Raw genomic sequence first — 15717 nt, 5'->3', positions numbered from 1 at the left:
GTACCATCTCACTACACTAATAGCCAAGCATCATTGGTAATGAATTAGGGTTTATGAGCGCTAAAATACTTGTTGTAGATGACGATCAAGAGATTCGAGAACTGTTAGACGAATATCTAACTAAGTCGGGCTACCTTGTAGACACGGTCGCAGATGGGGAGCAGCTTAAGCGATACCTAGAGCAAGCCGGTTATCCAGAACTGGTTTTGTTAGATGTAATGCTACCAGGCGATGATGGCTTTACCTTATGTCAGTTTATTCGTCGTGAGTCTAGCGTTCCGATCATCATGCTCACTGCGGTATCGGATGAAACGGATCAAATCATTGGCTTAGAAATTGGCGCTGATGATTACATCGCCAAGCCGTTTAACCCGAGGCAGCTTGTTGCGCGCATCAAAGCCGTGTTGCGTCGGGTGCAATTGAGTGACGACAAACCAGCAGATGCGCTCCCTAAACATATCACCTTTGGTGATTGGCGCCTTGATACCCTCGCACATAAGATTATCCACCTTGAAAATGGCCAAGAGCATGATTTATCTGGCAGTGACTTCGCGCTTTTGATGCTGTTTTTAACTCGTCCGAATGAGGTCTTAGACAGGGACACGATTTCATTTGCCACTCGCGGTAGAGAAGCGTTGCCGTTCGAGCGCGGAATTGACGTTCAATTAAGTCGCTTGAGAAACCGTCTAGGCGACAGTGGTAAATACCCCCAGTACATCAAAACCATGCGGGGTAATGGATATATTCTGGCTGTGCCTGTCACTATCGAGCATTAACGAATGCTGAGTTTACTGCGTCTCATCAAGCCAAACTCACTAGTGACTCGCACCTTGGGTCTTGCGTTGTTGGCGGTGGTGTTGGCGCAGGGAATCGCGACCGCCATTTGGTACAGCGAGTCAAAGCAGAAGGAACTGGCGGGTATTCAAGATGCGTCGCAAAGCATGGCCAATATGTTTGCCTCCACGGTGACCTTCTTTCAATCTCTGCCCGTGCGCTACCGACACATCGTTTTGGACCAAATTCGCAATATGGGTGGGACGCGATTCTTCGTCTCGTTTAATAAAGAAAAGCTGATTGTTGAGCCGATTGAAGAGACTCGCTTAAAGCAGGCTTCGATCCAAGCCGTGTCTTCTGTGTTGAATCAAAAACTCACCAAGGTGGACTCAATTTCCGTTGATTTCTCGCGTCCTGACAATCTGCGTCTCCTTAAAAATGACATTTACCTGCACGATCTTCCGAAATCTTGGGCGCATCATACGTTAACCTTGTCTCCGATAGACCCTCCGATATTGGTAGTCCAAATTGAACTGAGCAGTCATGAATGGGTGTACATTGCGGCGCTGTTGCCCGCACCGTATGTGACCTTGGATGATACGGTTATCGCTCGCGAGCAAATTGTCTTTTTAATTCTCTCAACGACTCTGTTATTGGGTTTGACCTATTTACTGATGCGTCGCCAAGTCAAACCGTTGAAGCGATTAGCCAAAGCGGCGAATGAAATGAGTATGGATATCGATCAGCCTCCGCTTGCTGAAGAAGGGGCAAGTGAATTGGTCACAGCGACTCGGGCTTTCAATCGAATGCAGCAACGTATACGGCGTTATGTCGCGGATAGAGAACATCTGTTTTCGTCCATCTCTCATGATCTAAAAACGCCCATAACTCGTCTTCGTTTACGTGCTGAACTTCTGGAAAATGACACAAAGCGCAGCAAATTTAATAAAGACCTCGATGAGTTGGAAATGATGGTCAAGGGGGCGCTGCAATGTGTCAGAGACACTGACTTACACGAAAACAACGCCTTTATTGACCTCAATGAGATGATCTTGTCCGTGATTGAACCCATGAACCACAGAGCGCAAGTCGTGGCGTTCGTGCCGGTTCCGATGGATCCGATCGTTGCTAAACCATTGGCGATGAAACGGGTCATCACCAATATTCTCGATAACGCCGTCAAGTACGGTACCAGCGCCGAGGTATCCATCGGTGTTTCGGACGAGTGGATTACCATCACGGTAGATGATGCCGGCCCTGGCATCCCCGAAGAGAAACAAGAGCAAGTGTTTGAGCCCTATTTTAGATTGGCTGACGATGACCAAGGACATGGTTTAGGGCTTGGAATCTGCCGCAACATTCTCCATGGACATGGTGGAGATCTCATTATTAGCAATCTTCCCAACGGCGGTCTTCGCGTGCAACTCTTTATCCCGCCTAGCTTAGAAGTCTAATGTAACTTTCTTGTTACATTGGCTTTACGCTTTGTTTCAATCAAAAAATTCTATTTGGATAGACTCCATAGTGTTCAAGCACGAAGTGAACGGGTCAGGAATGTGGTCGGCCCTGATTTCTAATCCAATACATGGAAGATAACAATGAAAATGAATAAAACCCTACTTACTTTATCGCTCTTGTCTGCCTCTGCTCTTTCTCATGCGGGAGAAGTGGAAGTGCTTCACTGGTGGACTGCTGGTGGTGAGGCCAAATCTGCTGCTGTACTGAAAGAGATGCTCGAAAAGCAAAACCACACATGGAAAGATTTTGCGGTTGCAGGTGGCGGCGGTGAGTCCGCGATGACGGTATTGAAAACGCGTGCAGTCTCTGGAAATCCTCCTTCAGCCGCGCAAATCAAAGGTCACGATATTCAAGAGTGGGGCGGATTAGGTTTCTTAACGTCTTTGGATAAAACAGCGAAAGCAGAACAGTGGGATTCAATCCTTCCATCAGTCGTGACTAAAGTCATGAAGTTCGATGGCGAGTACGTGGCGGTTCCTGTTAACGTTCACCGCGTAAACTGGTTGTGGGCAAACCCAGAAGTGTTGAAAAAGTCAGGTGTTGAGCTACCAACCACATTAGACGAGTTCTTCGCAGCGGCAGAAAAGATCAAAGCGGCTGGTTTTGTACCACTCGCGCATGGTGGCCAACCTTGGCAGGATGCAACCGTATTTGAAGCCGTTGCTCTAGATGTACTTGGCAGTGAAGATTACAACAAAGCCTTTGTTGACCTAGATATGGATACCTTGTCAGGCGATAAGATGGTTGAGGTGTTTACCAAGTTTAAGAAAGTTCGCGACTACATTGATGCGAACTCTCCAGGTCGTGACTGGAACGTTGCGACCTCTATGGTTATCAACGGTGAAGCGGCGATGCAAATCATGGGCGACTGGGCGAAAGGTGAATTCTCTGCAGCGGGCAAAGTACCGGGCAAAGATTACATCTGTGCTCCTGCGCCGGGCACGGATGGTCAGTTCACGTTTAACATCGACAGCTTCGCATTCTTTGAGCTGAGCAATGCAGCGAATCAACAAGCTCAGCAAGATCTGGCGAAAACGATTTTAACCAAAGAGTTCCAAGAGGTGTTTAACCTAAACAAAGGTTCAATTCCGGTACGTCTTGATATGGACATGAGTAAGTTCGACCAATGTGCACTGGACTCGATGGCTACGTTTAAAGCGAGCGCGAAATCTGGCGACCTAGTGCCGAGTATGGCGCACGGCCTATCGACGACAAGTTACGCTCAAGGCGCAATTTATGATGTCGTTACCAACTTCTTCAACGATGATTCCGCCGACCCTAAAGAGGCAGCTAAGAAGCTAGCAAAAGCGGTTAAAGCGGCAATCTAACTTAGTCGTTAGAACACTCATCACCCCCAAAGGGCGAGTAGGCTTGTGGGGAGCCTATTCGCCCTTTCCTTAATCTCTAACCCGGATTTAGGTTAGATAAGATGACGTAAGGATTCGTTATGGAGCATGTTGTATCTCGGTATGCCAATAAGTCTGCGCCAAAGCCGAGCTTTGCTGACAGATTACAGCGCTGGCTACCGAAAATCGTTCTTGCGCCGACCATGCTAGTCACCGTGGTGTGTATCTACGGTTATATTTTTTGGACGGCTGCACTTTCAATGACCAACTCTCGTTTTCTACCAAGCTTCAATTTTTCTGGCTTTATCCAGTATGAAAAGTTGATGGATAATGATCGTTGGCTCACTTCAATTACCAATTTAGGTATCTTCGGCCTGTTATTCATGCTGATTGCGATTGGCCTTGGCGTCGGTCTAGCAATATTGCTTGACCAAAATATCCGCCAAGAGGGCGCAATCAGAACCATTTACCTTTACCCAATGGCCCTCTCATTCATTGTGACGGGTACTGCATGGAAGTGGATTTTAAACCCGGGGCTTGGCATCGAGAAGTTGATGCAAGATTGGGGATTTACGGACTTTAAATTTGATTGGCTAGTGGATTCCGAAATGTCGGTTTATACACTGGTTATTGCAGCGGTTTGGCAATCGTCAGGCTTTGTTATGGCGATGTTTCTTGCTGGGCTACGCGGCATCGATTCTTCAATCATCAAAGCGGCACAAATTGATGGTGCAAGCCTGCCAACTATTTACTGGAAGATCATTTTACCTTGCTTGCGTCCAGTGTTTTTCAGTGCCGTTATCATTACCTCTCATATTGCGATTAAGAGCTTCGACTTGGTGACAGCAATGACGGCTGGTGGTCCTGGTTACTCTTCCGATTTGCCAGCTTTGTTTATGTACGCACACTCTTTCACTCGTGGCCAAATTGGTTTAGGTGCAGCAAGTGCGATGATGATGTTAGCGGGTATTTTGGCGATTCTCGTGCCGTACCTGTACTCAGAACTTAGGGAGAAAAAATCATGACCAACAACATGAATTTTGCCCGCCTATTTATTTACGCATGCCTCATCTTTTTCTGTGTTGTCTATTTGATGCCGCTGTTTGTGATGGTGATAACTTCGTTTAAAACGCTACCTGACATCAAAGCAGGGAACTTAATGTCGCTGCCGAAAGAGTGGGTGTTTGATGCTTGGTATAAAGCGTGGGATAGCGCCTGTACGGGGGTGAAATGTGAAGGGGTGAAAGGGTATTTTTGGAACTCATTCCAGATGGTGATCCCAGCGGTAGCTATCTCTACGTTACTTGGGGCGTTTAATGGTTACGTTGTGACCAAGTGGCAGTTTCGTGGCTCTAACCTGTTTTTTAGTTTGCTGCTCTTTGGTTGCTTTATTCCGTTTCAGGTGATTTTGCTCCCTATGGCGGCGGTGCTGGGTAAATTAGGTTTGGCCAACACCACAACCGGGCTGGTGATTGTTCACGTCATTTACGGTATGGCTTTCACTACCTTGTTCTTCCGTAATTTTTATATTGGCATTCCAGACGAGCTGATTAAAGCCGCCAAACTTGATGGCGCGGGCTTCTTTACCATCTTCTTCAAAATCCTATTGCCGCTGTCGACACCTATCATCATGGTGACGGTCATTTGGCAGTTTACCGCAATTTGGAATGACTTCTTATTTGGTGTTGTTTACTCAGGCTCGGAGACACAGCCCATAACGGTTGCGCTTAACAACCTTGTTAACACCAGTACCGGGGTTAAAGAATACAACGTAGATATGGCAGCGGCCATTATCGCAGCTCTGCCTACACTCCTTGTCTATGTATTGGCAGGAAAATATTTTGTTCGCGGCCTAACGGCAGGATCAGTAAAAGGATAATTACCATGGCGACACTAGAACTTAAACAGATCCGCAAAACGTACCCAAAGGCGGAACAAGAAACACTGAAAGGCATTGATATCAGCATCGACTCTGGTGAGTTTTTGATTCTGGTCGGCCCATCTGGGTGCGGTAAATCGACCTTGATGAACACCATTGCAGGGCTAGAAGGGATCAGTGGTGGAGAGATCGTGATTGATGGCCGCGATGTGTCTCAAGTTGAACCTAAAGACCGTGATATAGCGATGGTCTTCCAGTCTTACGCCTTGTATCCGAACATGACGGTGCGCGGAAATATCGCGTTTGGCCTCAAAATTCGTAAGATGCCAGACAACGAAGTTGAAGAAGAAGTGCAGCGCGTGGCAACCATGCTGCAAATTGATCATTTACTTGATCGTAAACCTTCGCAGCTGTCTGGTGGTCAGAGACAACGTGTGGCCATGGGCCGTGCGTTAGCCCGTCGTCCGAAGCTCTACTTATTTGATGAACCGTTGTCTAACCTAGATGCAAAGCTTCGTGTCGAGATGCGCCATCAGATCAAGCGGCTTCATCAACAGCTCAACACCACTATTGTCTACGTAACGCACGATCAAATCGAAGCCATGACGCTCGCCGATCGCATTGCTGTGATGAAAGATGGCGAGCTGCAACAGCTTGGCACACCGCATGAGATCTACACCAAGCCGAACAATATGTTTGTTGCAGGCTTTATGGGTTCTCCATCAATGAACTTCATTAAGACCATGGTTGACCTTGATGACAACGATCAGCCGGTGATTAAGGTCAAAGGGAGTAACGATCAAGAGCATCACATCAAACTGCCACCTTCAATGCGTGAGCAAGATGGCAAGGAAATTGTGATTGGCCTACGTCCAGAACACATTACGGAGTCTGAAAATCCAGATTCATCGGCTTCTACCATGCTCAACCTCCAGCTTGAAGTGTTGGAGCCGACAGGACCAGACACAATAGCGATGATTAAAGTCAATGATCAAGAAGTCGCGTGTCGCCTTTCTCCTGAGTTTGAAGTGAAAGTCGGGCAAGTAGCACCACTTCATTTTGACCTGTCCAAAGCGGTGTTTTTTGACGCTCAGACCGAGCAACGTATCGACTTCAATTGATCGTCAATTTGAGTGCACTCCTGAGTAAAGTCACGGGGGATTGATCAGGTTTGGCTTGCTACCTGATTTGGGAGTGCACTCAACCCCAACTCTTTTTTGATAAAGATGTTAATAAAAGCCCTAATAGCGACTATGCTTAAAGGGAAGTTAGGAGTTAGCGCAGTAAGCACGCGTAGCTGACTTTGATGGAGGGGAGGGACTGCATGCTTTAGTCTCCTTTGCATACTCCCTCTCCTCACATTTTCTTGTTTTCCTCTCTTACAGTCACTCAACCTAGACTTTCCCACCCGTAGTTGCGTTTCTAAAAACACGAGTGGATTGCTACCCATTTGACTCGTTTCAATGAGTGGATTTCCACCCAAAAAAACCGTATTGAGGTTTGCAGAGAAACACAATCTCCAAGGTGTTCTCCGTTAACTCTTTGTTAAATAATGGTAAGTTGCGCAAATGTTAAAGTTGGCTTGATAGTTGCCCTTGTATAGGTACAACACCCAGTGATGGGGTTGTCCATTTTACAAGGAGAATAATAATGTTTAAGCCATTGACCCTACTATCTGTTTCGATTCTTGCTGTCACCAGTTTTAACGCTGCTGCAAACTGTGACCCAGGTGAAACAGTGATTAAATTTAGTCACGTAACGAATACAGATAAGCACCCGAAAGGGATTGCGGCTTCATTACTTGAGCAACGTGTTAACGAAGAGATGAATGGAAAAGTGTGTATGCAGGTTTTCCCTAACTCCACACTCTATGATGACGACAAAGTGCTTGAAGCGTTATTGAACGGCGACGTGCAACTTGCAGCCCCTTCTTTATCAAAGTTTGAAAAGTTCACGAAAAAATACCGTATCTTTGACCTTCCTTTCCTATTTGAAGACGTTGACGCAGTTGATCGTTTCCAAAACTCAGAAGCGGGTGAAAAACTAAAGAACTCGATGAAACGTCGCGGCTTGCAAGGTTTGGCGTTTTGGCACAATGGTATGAAACAGATGTCGGCTAACCAACCACTGCTCTCTCCTGAAGACGCGAAAGGACTTAAGTTCCGCGTTCAGGCGTCAGATGTTTTGGTTGCCCAGTTTGAACAACTTGGTGCTAACCCGCAAAAAATGTCCTTTAAAGAAGTGTATGGCGGTCTGCAAACTAAAGTTATCGACGGTCAGGAGAACACTTGGTCAAACATCTACGGTAAGAAATTCTTCGAAGTACAAGACGGCATTACCGAAACCAACCACGGTATTTTGGACTACCTAGTAGTGACATCAAACGACTTCTGGAAAGGCCTTCCAGCAGACCAACGCGACCAGCTAAACACTATCATCCAAGAAGTGACGGCAACGCGTAACGCGGAATCAACCAAAGTTAACCTTGCGAATAAAAACAACATCATTGAAGCGGGTGGTGAGGTTCGCACGTTAACGCCAGAGCAGCGCCAGCAATGGGTAGCAGCTCTGCAACCGGTCTGGAAGAAATTTGAAAAAGACATCGGTTCGGACTTGATTGAAGCGGCGTTAGCTTCAAACCAGTAGTGGTTTAAGTCAACCTGAAAATAACTATAACGATCCCCCTAACTATTGGCCCTCTTGTCGGGAGGAGGGCCTTTCTTTCCCTGTCATGCCGAGCTGGTTAGCCAGTTTGGTCTATAAAGCGATGTAACTATGGAACAGTCAATTTTTGCCAGAATAGGTAGAGTGACCGACGCCATCGAGGAAACGCTGATTGCTTTTTTCCTTGGTGCGATGACTATGCTCACTTTTGCCAACGTAATTTTTCGATATGTCTTTAACGACAATATTCTTTGGGCCTTGGAACTTACCGTTTTCCTATTCGCGTGGATGGTGCTCGTTGGCGCATCTTACGGCGTGAAAAAACACTTTCATATTGGTGTCGATGTCGTCATCAACTTGGCACCTGAGAAGCTTCGCAGAATTTACGCACTCATCGCGGCGGCATGCTGTTTGACCTTTTCTATTTTGCTTTTGATTGGCTCTTGGAACTATTGGTATCCATTTGCGACAGAGCGTGCGTGGTATGAAACAGACGATATTCCAATGCCTGAAATGCTGCAGTTTATGGCCGATTGGCTCAACGAAGGTGAGCGCTATGAAAAACTGCCGCGCTTTATTCCTTATATGGCGCTGCCAATTGGGATGGCGCTAATGACATTCCGTTTTGTGCAGATCACCGTTCAAATCGCCACCGGTAAGCTCGATCGCCTGATTGCTGGCCACGAAGCAGAGGAGGAGTTAGAAGCGCTCAAAGAAGAGTTAAAAGATGCGGGAGAGGCAATGGAGCCTAAATCTGCAGCCAACTCTGACAATAACGATAAGAGCAAGGAGAGCTAAACCATGGATATTTTGTTTCTATTCGTAATGGTGGTTGGCTTTATGCTAATTGGCGTGCCAATCGCCGTATCATTGGGCCTGTCGAGTATTCTGTTTTTGATGATGCATTCGGATGCCTCGTTGGCGTCGGTCGCTCAAACCCTATTTAATGCGTTTGCTGGTCACTACACCTTACTAGCGATTCCATTCTTTATTCTGGCATCGAGTTTTATGTCTACCGGCGGTGTTGCGAAACGTATTATCCGTTTTGCGATTGCAATGGTTGGCTGGTTCCGAGGCGGTTTAGCGATGGCTTCCGTGGTCGCATGTATGATGTTTGCGGCTCTTTCTGGGTCTTCACCAGCAACAGTGGTGGCGATTGGTAGTATCGTTATCGCAGGGATGATCAAAAACGGCTATTCGAAAGATTTCGCTGCTGGGGTGATTTGTAACGCTGGTACGCTAGGCATCTTGATTCCACCTTCTATCGTCATGGTGGTTTATGCGGCAGCGACGGATGTGTCGGTTGGTCGTATGTTCCTTGGCGGTGTTATTCCTGGTCTGCTTGCCGGTGTGATGCTGATGATTGCCATCTACATTGCGGCGCGCATTAAGAATCTACCTAAACAGCCATTTGTCGGTTGGGGTGAAATGTTTGCTGCAGCGAAAGATGCAAGCTGGGGTCTGTTGCTGGTGGTAATCATCCTCGGTGGTATCTATGGCGGTATCTTCACCCCGACAGAAGCGGCCGCAGTGGCAGCGGTTTACTCTTTCTTTATCGCGAACTTTATCTATAAGGACATGGGGCCGTTCGCAGACAAGAAGAATACTAAGCCTGCGATCGTCAAAGTATTCCAAGCGTTCGTGCATAAAGACACAAAGCATACTCTGTACGATGCAGGTAAGCTGACTATTATGCTGCTGTTTATCATCGCTAATGCTTTGATCTTAAAGCACGTGTTGACGGAAGAGCGCATTCCGCAAATGATCACAGAGTCTATGCTATCAGCCGGCCTTGGGCCAATTACCTTCTTGATTGTGGTGAACGTATTGCTTTTGATTGGTGGTCAGTTTATGGAACCATCAGGGCTGTTGATCATTGTAGCGCCATTGGTATTCCCAATTGCGATTGCACTCGGCATTGACCCTATTCACCTAGGTATCATGATGGTGGTGAACATGGAGATAGGGATGATCACCCCGCCGGTTGGGTTGAACTTATTTGTAACCGCCGGGGTCGCTAAGATGTCGATGATGCAAGTGGTGAAAGCGGCACTGCCTTGGGTTGCAGTTATGTTCCTCTTCCTCATTATTGTTACTTATGTACCTTGGGTATCGACATGGTTGCCAACCACTTTAATGGGACCTGAGATCATAACAAAATAACGTGACTTGCAAGAATTAGCCTCGCTTAACCGCGGGGCTTTTTTTGTTCTATTCGTTGTTAAATTAATCAGTTGGGTGGCGAGGGGAATCGAAAATGATTACTATGCGCAAAGTATTCATTTTATAAATGAAAAAGTTAGAAATACAAAAAAAACGGATATTAAATGAAACGACAGTGGTTATGGCTTGTAGCTTTAGTGATAAGTAGTGTGCAGGCAGCAGAAATAGAAATCTCCCCGGTACCAAGTTGGGTGGTCGAACAATCATTTGAAGCGCAGGCTCAGCGTAAAGATAGAGTAGATGGCAGCATCTACATGCTGGTTTCTAATCAGTTTAATGCGTTATCAAATACACCGACGTTTTATAGTCGTTACGTCACTCAAGCAGTGAACTCTGAAGGAGTAGAGAGCAACTCTCAAATAGCGATAGACTTCGATCCTAGTTATGAAGAAGTGGTGCTCCATAATGTCAAAGTGTGGCGTGAGGGCAAACCCTTGGAACGGTTATCTAGTATTGACGTAAAGCGATTCAAGCGCGAAGTCGACCTAGAAAAGCTGCTTTATAGTGGTCAAGAGACCTTCTACATAGTGATTAACGATGTTCAAGAAGGGGATATTATTGATTATAGCTACTCGATTAAAGGGCTGAATCCGGTCTTTAGTGGCAAAGTCGACCGTTGGATAAAAATGGGCTGGAGTGTGCCGGTTCTAAAGACTTATGCAAGAGTTCTAACGCCTAAGGATAGCCAATATACCGTTAATCGATACGGTGACAGCCGACACCTAAAAGCTGAAATTAACCAAGATGGTAAAATGGTTGAGCATATTTATTCTGATGAACGTCGTTCATACAGCTATCTAAATGAAGCGGATCAACCAGATTGGTTTATTGAGTACCCATATATCAATATCAATAACTATGAGAATTGGGCGGATGTCGTTTCTTGGGCTTTGCCTCACTACCAGATAGACGCCCAAGGTAGTAAGTTTGCTGCTGAAATGAGTAAACTGAAAGCTATTGAAGACCCAGAGAGACAAGTGATTGCTGCGATTAAACTTGCTCAGCAATCGATACGCTATCTGGGGATAGAAAATGGTATTGGCTCCCATGCTCCTAGACAACCGGAGCAAACTTTGCAGCAAGGGTATGGAGACTGTAAAGATAAGTCAGTGTTGTTGACAGCTATGCTACGGGAACTGGGTATTGAAGCAAACCCTGCACTAGTGAGTACCGTATACCGTAAGCATCTAGCCGGGCAACCTTCAGGGCACAGCGCATTCAACCATGTTATTGTCACCTTCTATTTTCAGGGCAAGACCTTTTGGATTGATCCTACCCAAACAGAGCTGTCGGATAGCCTAGCCACAATGACTCAATCAGAGCTTGGTTATGGTTTGATCATCAAACAAGGTGAAATTTACCCGACGCTTATCGACACAAATAACCTAAATCAAGTTGAAACGACATCCACCTTTAAAGTGGCTTCTCATGAGAATGGTGCTTCAACGCTACACGTAGAAACGACTTACAAGGGCAAACAGGCTGACAGAATGAGGCGTTATCTTTCGGCTAACTCAATTGAGCAAGTGATGGATGAATTTGAAGGCTTCTACAACAAACACTATGAAGGTATCTCTGCTTCTAAGAAATTCTATTATTTCGATGACTTAATGAAGAATGAACTGTACATGACAGAGAATTATGACATCGAGAAAATGTGGTACCTGAATGAAGATGATGACCCACAGTTTGAGGTGTATGCAGACGTGATTGGTGCAAATGTGTATGTGTCAGAAGCGAAACGGCGCAGTACTCCTTTTTACATAGGGAGACCAGTCAAAGTTGCTCAAACCATGGTGGTTGAGTTGCCATCACCTTGGAAAATTACTCCAGACGAGCTCAAAGTAAATAATGAGGCATTCGATTTTTCACTGTCGCTTAACGGAGAAGAGGGAAACTGGCTGTCAAAAGTTTCAGGCGAGTATCGTAAGGCAAGGATTCACTATCAGCTTGAAAGAAAGCAGCCAGATGTAATGCCGAATGCGCTCAAAGAGTATAATCAACAAATAGAGCGAGCGTCAGAAAGCGTGGTATATCAATTCACGCGCTACGAATAACGAGCAAAACTAAGCCCCTATCTTATTAATTTGGCTAGGGGCTTTTGCTTTTCTTAGGTCGAGTCTATTCCGTTTTGTAACTGTTCTTATCAATCCCATATTTTTGCATTTTGTCGTACAGCGTTTTGCGTGCAAGTTGTAGGGTATCGAGTGTTTCGTTGATCTTACCGTGATTACTCGCCAAGGCTTGTTCAATTAGAGTTTTCTCAAACTCCGCGACTTGGGTAGTAAGCGGAATTGAATCGGCAATCGGCTGTGTTGGGTTTAGGTGGCCAAGGTTTCCTAATAGGACAAATCGTTCAGCACTGTTACGTAACTCCCGAACGTTACCCGGCCAATCATGACTCATAAGAGTCTGTAAATCAGCTTCAGGTAGAGCATTTGCCGCTTTCCCGTAGCGAGCAGCCGCCACCAGTAAAAAGTGATGAAACAGGGCGGGGATGTCTTCTTTACGTTGTCGAAGCGGAGGAAGGTCGAGAGTCACCACGTTTAGGCGATAATAAAGATCCTCACGAAACTCTCCGGAGGCGGCGGCTTGCTTAAGATCGACTTTGGTGGCAGCAATCACTCTTATATCTACTGGAATCAGAGTGTTGGACCCAACTCGCTCAATCACGCGTTCCTGCAGTACTCTTAGCAAACGAATTTGCGCCTGCATTGGCATCGACTCAATCTCGTCGAGAAACAAGGTCCCCCCTTGGGCGTGCTCGAACTTACCGATTCGTGTGGCATCGGCACCAGTAAAAGCGCCTTTCTCATGTCCGTATAACTCACTCTCAATCAAGTTTTCTGGGACAGCGCCACAGTTGATAGCCACAAAGTTTGCTTCACGTCGAGAGCTCTGCTCATGGATTGATCGAGCGAAGAGCTCTTTACCTGTTCCAGTCTCGCCGAACAATAAAATGTCTGCGTTTGTATCGGCAATGTGAGAAATGGTGTCACGAAGTGATTGGATGGATTGAGTATCACCAATAATTCTTGGACCAAGAGTTTGGCTTGCTTTCAGGCTTCGCTTTAGCTCTTGGTTTTCAAGGGTCAGCTGGCGCTTTTCTATCGCACGATTCGTCGTATCAATTAAGCGGTCAATAGCAAAAGGTTTTTCGATAAAGTCGTAAGCGCCATTCCTTAACGCATTGACGGCCATTGATATATCTCCGTGGCCTGTAATTAAGATAACAGGGACATCGCTATCTTGGTTTAACACGGTCGATAAGAGGTTCTCGCCAGATAAACCAGGCAAACAAATATCTGAGATGACGACTTTAGGCATGCCGTGTTGCTTTATTGCGAGCATGGCGTCTTCTGCACTGGCGAAAAAGAGGGCAGTAATCTCCTCTAATTCGAAGCTCTGTTCAATGGCGATGCGAATGTCGCTCTCGTCATCAATGAAAAATACATCGTACATCAACATGTATCCTTGCGATTGGCATGTGTGGATTGAAGTCTATTGGGTAATGTCAGAGTAAACCTTGCACCGCCAAGAGGAGACTGGCCAACGCTGAGCTCTCCATTCATGGTTTGAACGATTTGCTGAGAAATCGATAGCCCTAGCCCCAAGCCATTTTTCTTGGTGGTAAAGAACGGCTCAAACAGATGGGCTGCGGTCGTCGTATCGATTCCCGGTCCACTGTCATCGATAAAAACCGATACCACAGCATCGTTTTGATGATAGGAAAGGTTTACGATACGTTCTGTTGACGTTTCAACGGCTTGAGCGGCATTGGTGATGAGATTGATCAGCACTTGCTCAATCTGGATAGCGTTAATGTCGACTTTGGCTAACAAGCCCTCGATATTGATGTTGAAAGTGACTTGATGGCTTTTTATCTGTGGGGTCACCAGTTCCTTGGCGGAAATGATTACCGGTGCAAGTTCCAAAAGTTGTACATCTTGGCTATCAGATTTACGGGTGAACGATTTCAGCTGATTACTTATTTTTGCCATCCGATCGGTCAAATTTGAGATACGAGCTAAGTTGTCATCGACTCGGTCAAATTTCTCTTTGGTCAAGAATCGCCTTCCGTTGTCAGCAAAGCTTCGAATTGCCGCGAGTGGGTTATTTAGTTCATGGCTGATACTCGCAGACATTTGACCCAGTACGGCAAGTTTTGCCGCTTGGATAAGCTCATTTTGCGTTTGTCGTAAGGCTTCTTCAGTGCGAGTTCTTTCCAAGATTTCTGCTTGAAGCTCGGACGTTCGCTCCATAACTAAAAACTCGAGCTTTTGTTTTGCTTCAGATTGCAGTTGTTCAAATTGGCGTTTTTTCTGATGTCTTTGATGCGTCAGTTGAAGGGTCAAAAATGCGATAACGAACAGGAGTGTTAATACTAATCCAAAGCTCAAAGTTGGCCACAGCAAGGTGACTTTGTCGGTGAGCACTCGGATGGTCAAATCCAGCTGAGGAAATGGGCGATTGGAAGCCATGTAAACGCCCTTAAATCCACCTTGATTGGATTCCCAAAGTTCAGAGTGTTTAGCGGTAAGATCTCCATGTAACGCGAGAGAGAGAATCGGGGTATCCAAGTATTGACGACTTTCGGTGATGAGCGCCCTGTTAGATTTGCTTATGTCAGTTAAGCTTTTGAACAGCCAAGTTGGGTTACTCGACATAAACACGATGTTGTATTTGTCGGTTGCAACAAACGTACTCTGCTTTCCTTTCCAGTTGCCCTCTATGGCCGAGAGATCCATTTTGACAACGATGACCCCAATGTTTTCCGCCGCGTAAATAACAGGAAACGAATAGTAGTAGCCTCGCTGACCAGACGTTGAGCCCAACGCAAAATATTGACTTCGTTGCCCTTGAATCGCTTCAGAAAAGTAGGGGCGCCAAGCAAAGTTTTTGCCTAAAAAAGTACGGCTTGAACTCCAATTGCTCGCGGCTATAGTGTTGCCCCAACGATCGAGGAGATAGGTGTCCGACGCTTGGATGATGGAATTGACGTCTTCTAAGTATCGATTGGTTAGATCAATCTGTGCCGGATTGTCGGGCTGCAACAGTGCAGATGTCAGCTCGCGGTCTTCGGCAAGTAACTGGGGTAAGTGGGCATACTTGTCTAACTTCGCGTAAATGTGACTAGAAAATCGGTCGAGCTGCGCTTGATGCTCTTCAAGTAGTGATTGATGATTGAAATTCCATACCAACTTTGAGCCAGCCACTAGGCAAGTGACGTAAGCTAAAAAAAGGTAAACATAAGGACGGCGGAATGAGGCCATAGACTTCCATGAAATCAAGGTGACAATCGAGCCTTCAGGG

At 46.1% G+C, this 15717-nt stretch carries 12 protein-coding genes; 10 read left to right on the top strand and 2 right to left on the bottom strand.

What is annotated here, in order from left to right; genetic code table 11:
* Positions 1–53 precede the first annotated feature (53 nt).
* From OH458_RS01965 to OH458_RS01920, 10 genes are all read left to right on the top strand, one after another.
* Complete coding sequence (locus OH458_RS01965; RefSeq protein ID WP_269977105.1) at positions 54–776, top strand: response regulator; 723 nt, start codon at positions 54–56, stop codon at positions 774–776.
* A 3-nt stretch (positions 777–779) separates the two neighbouring features.
* A complete protein-coding gene (locus tag OH458_RS01960) occupies positions 780–2228 on the top strand; it encodes an ATP-binding protein (RefSeq protein ID WP_269977104.1) in 1449 nt (482 codons plus the stop codon).
* Positions 2229–2372: 144 nt separating this feature from the next.
* Positions 2373–3620: an ABC transporter substrate-binding protein gene (locus OH458_RS01955; protein ID WP_269977103.1), complete on the top strand. Its 1248-nt coding sequence runs from the start codon at positions 2373–2375 to the stop codon at positions 3618–3620.
* Positions 3621–3739: 119 nt separating this feature from the next.
* The gene (locus OH458_RS01950) at positions 3740–4663 is read left to right on the top strand and encodes a carbohydrate ABC transporter permease (protein WP_269977102.1); all 924 of its coding nucleotides are present in this window, start codon (positions 3740–3742) and stop codon (positions 4661–4663) included.
* Positions 4660–5517, top strand: coding sequence for a carbohydrate ABC transporter permease (locus OH458_RS01945; protein ID WP_005473363.1), 858 nt, complete (start codon positions 4660–4662; stop codon positions 5515–5517). Before OH458_RS01950 ends, OH458_RS01945 begins: the two co-directional genes overlap by 4 nt.
* Positions 5518–5522: 5 nt before the next feature.
* Positions 5523–6638 (top strand): ABC transporter ATP-binding protein, encoded by a 1116-nt coding sequence (locus OH458_RS01940; protein ID WP_269977101.1) that lies wholly within the window; start codon positions 5523–5525, stop codon positions 6636–6638.
* 529 nt (positions 6639–7167) lie between these two features.
* Complete coding sequence (locus OH458_RS01935) at positions 7168–8163, top strand: TRAP transporter substrate-binding protein (protein WP_005473321.1); 996 nt, start codon at positions 7168–7170, stop codon at positions 8161–8163.
* 129 nt (positions 8164–8292) lie between these two features.
* Positions 8293–8979, top strand: a complete 687-nt coding sequence (locus OH458_RS01930; protein WP_269977100.1) for a TRAP transporter small permease — start codon at positions 8293–8295, stop codon at positions 8977–8979.
* Positions 8980–8982: 3 nt separating this feature from the next.
* Complete coding sequence (locus OH458_RS01925; RefSeq protein ID WP_005473339.1) at positions 8983–10344, top strand: TRAP transporter large permease; 1362 nt, start codon at positions 8983–8985, stop codon at positions 10342–10344.
* A gap of 164 nt (positions 10345–10508) precedes the next feature.
* Positions 10509–12461: a DUF3857 domain-containing transglutaminase family protein gene (locus OH458_RS01920; RefSeq protein WP_269977099.1), complete on the top strand. Its 1953-nt coding sequence runs from the start codon at positions 10509–10511 to the stop codon at positions 12459–12461.
* Between the two features lie 64 nt (positions 12462–12525).
* Here OH458_RS01920 and OH458_RS01915 read toward each other — a convergent pair whose 3' ends face one another.
* Positions 12526–13866, bottom strand: coding sequence for a sigma-54-dependent transcriptional regulator (locus OH458_RS01915; RefSeq protein ID WP_269977098.1), 1341 nt, complete (start codon positions 13864–13866; stop codon positions 12526–12528).
* A complete protein-coding gene (locus tag OH458_RS01910; RefSeq protein ID WP_269977097.1) occupies positions 13866–15677 on the bottom strand; it encodes a sensor histidine kinase in 1812 nt (603 codons plus the stop codon). The genes OH458_RS01915 and OH458_RS01910 overlap by 1 nt, the downstream gene beginning before the upstream one ends.
* Positions 15678–15717: the final 40 nt, after the last annotated feature.

The sequence above is a fragment of the Vibrio sp. MarTm2 genome (assembly GCF_027587055.1).
Lineage (GTDB): Bacteria > Pseudomonadota > Gammaproteobacteria > Enterobacterales > Vibrionaceae > Vibrio > Vibrio sinaloensis_D.
The sequence above is the reverse complement of the archived record's forward strand: the minus strand, read 5'-3'. Positions and strand labels throughout refer to the sequence as shown.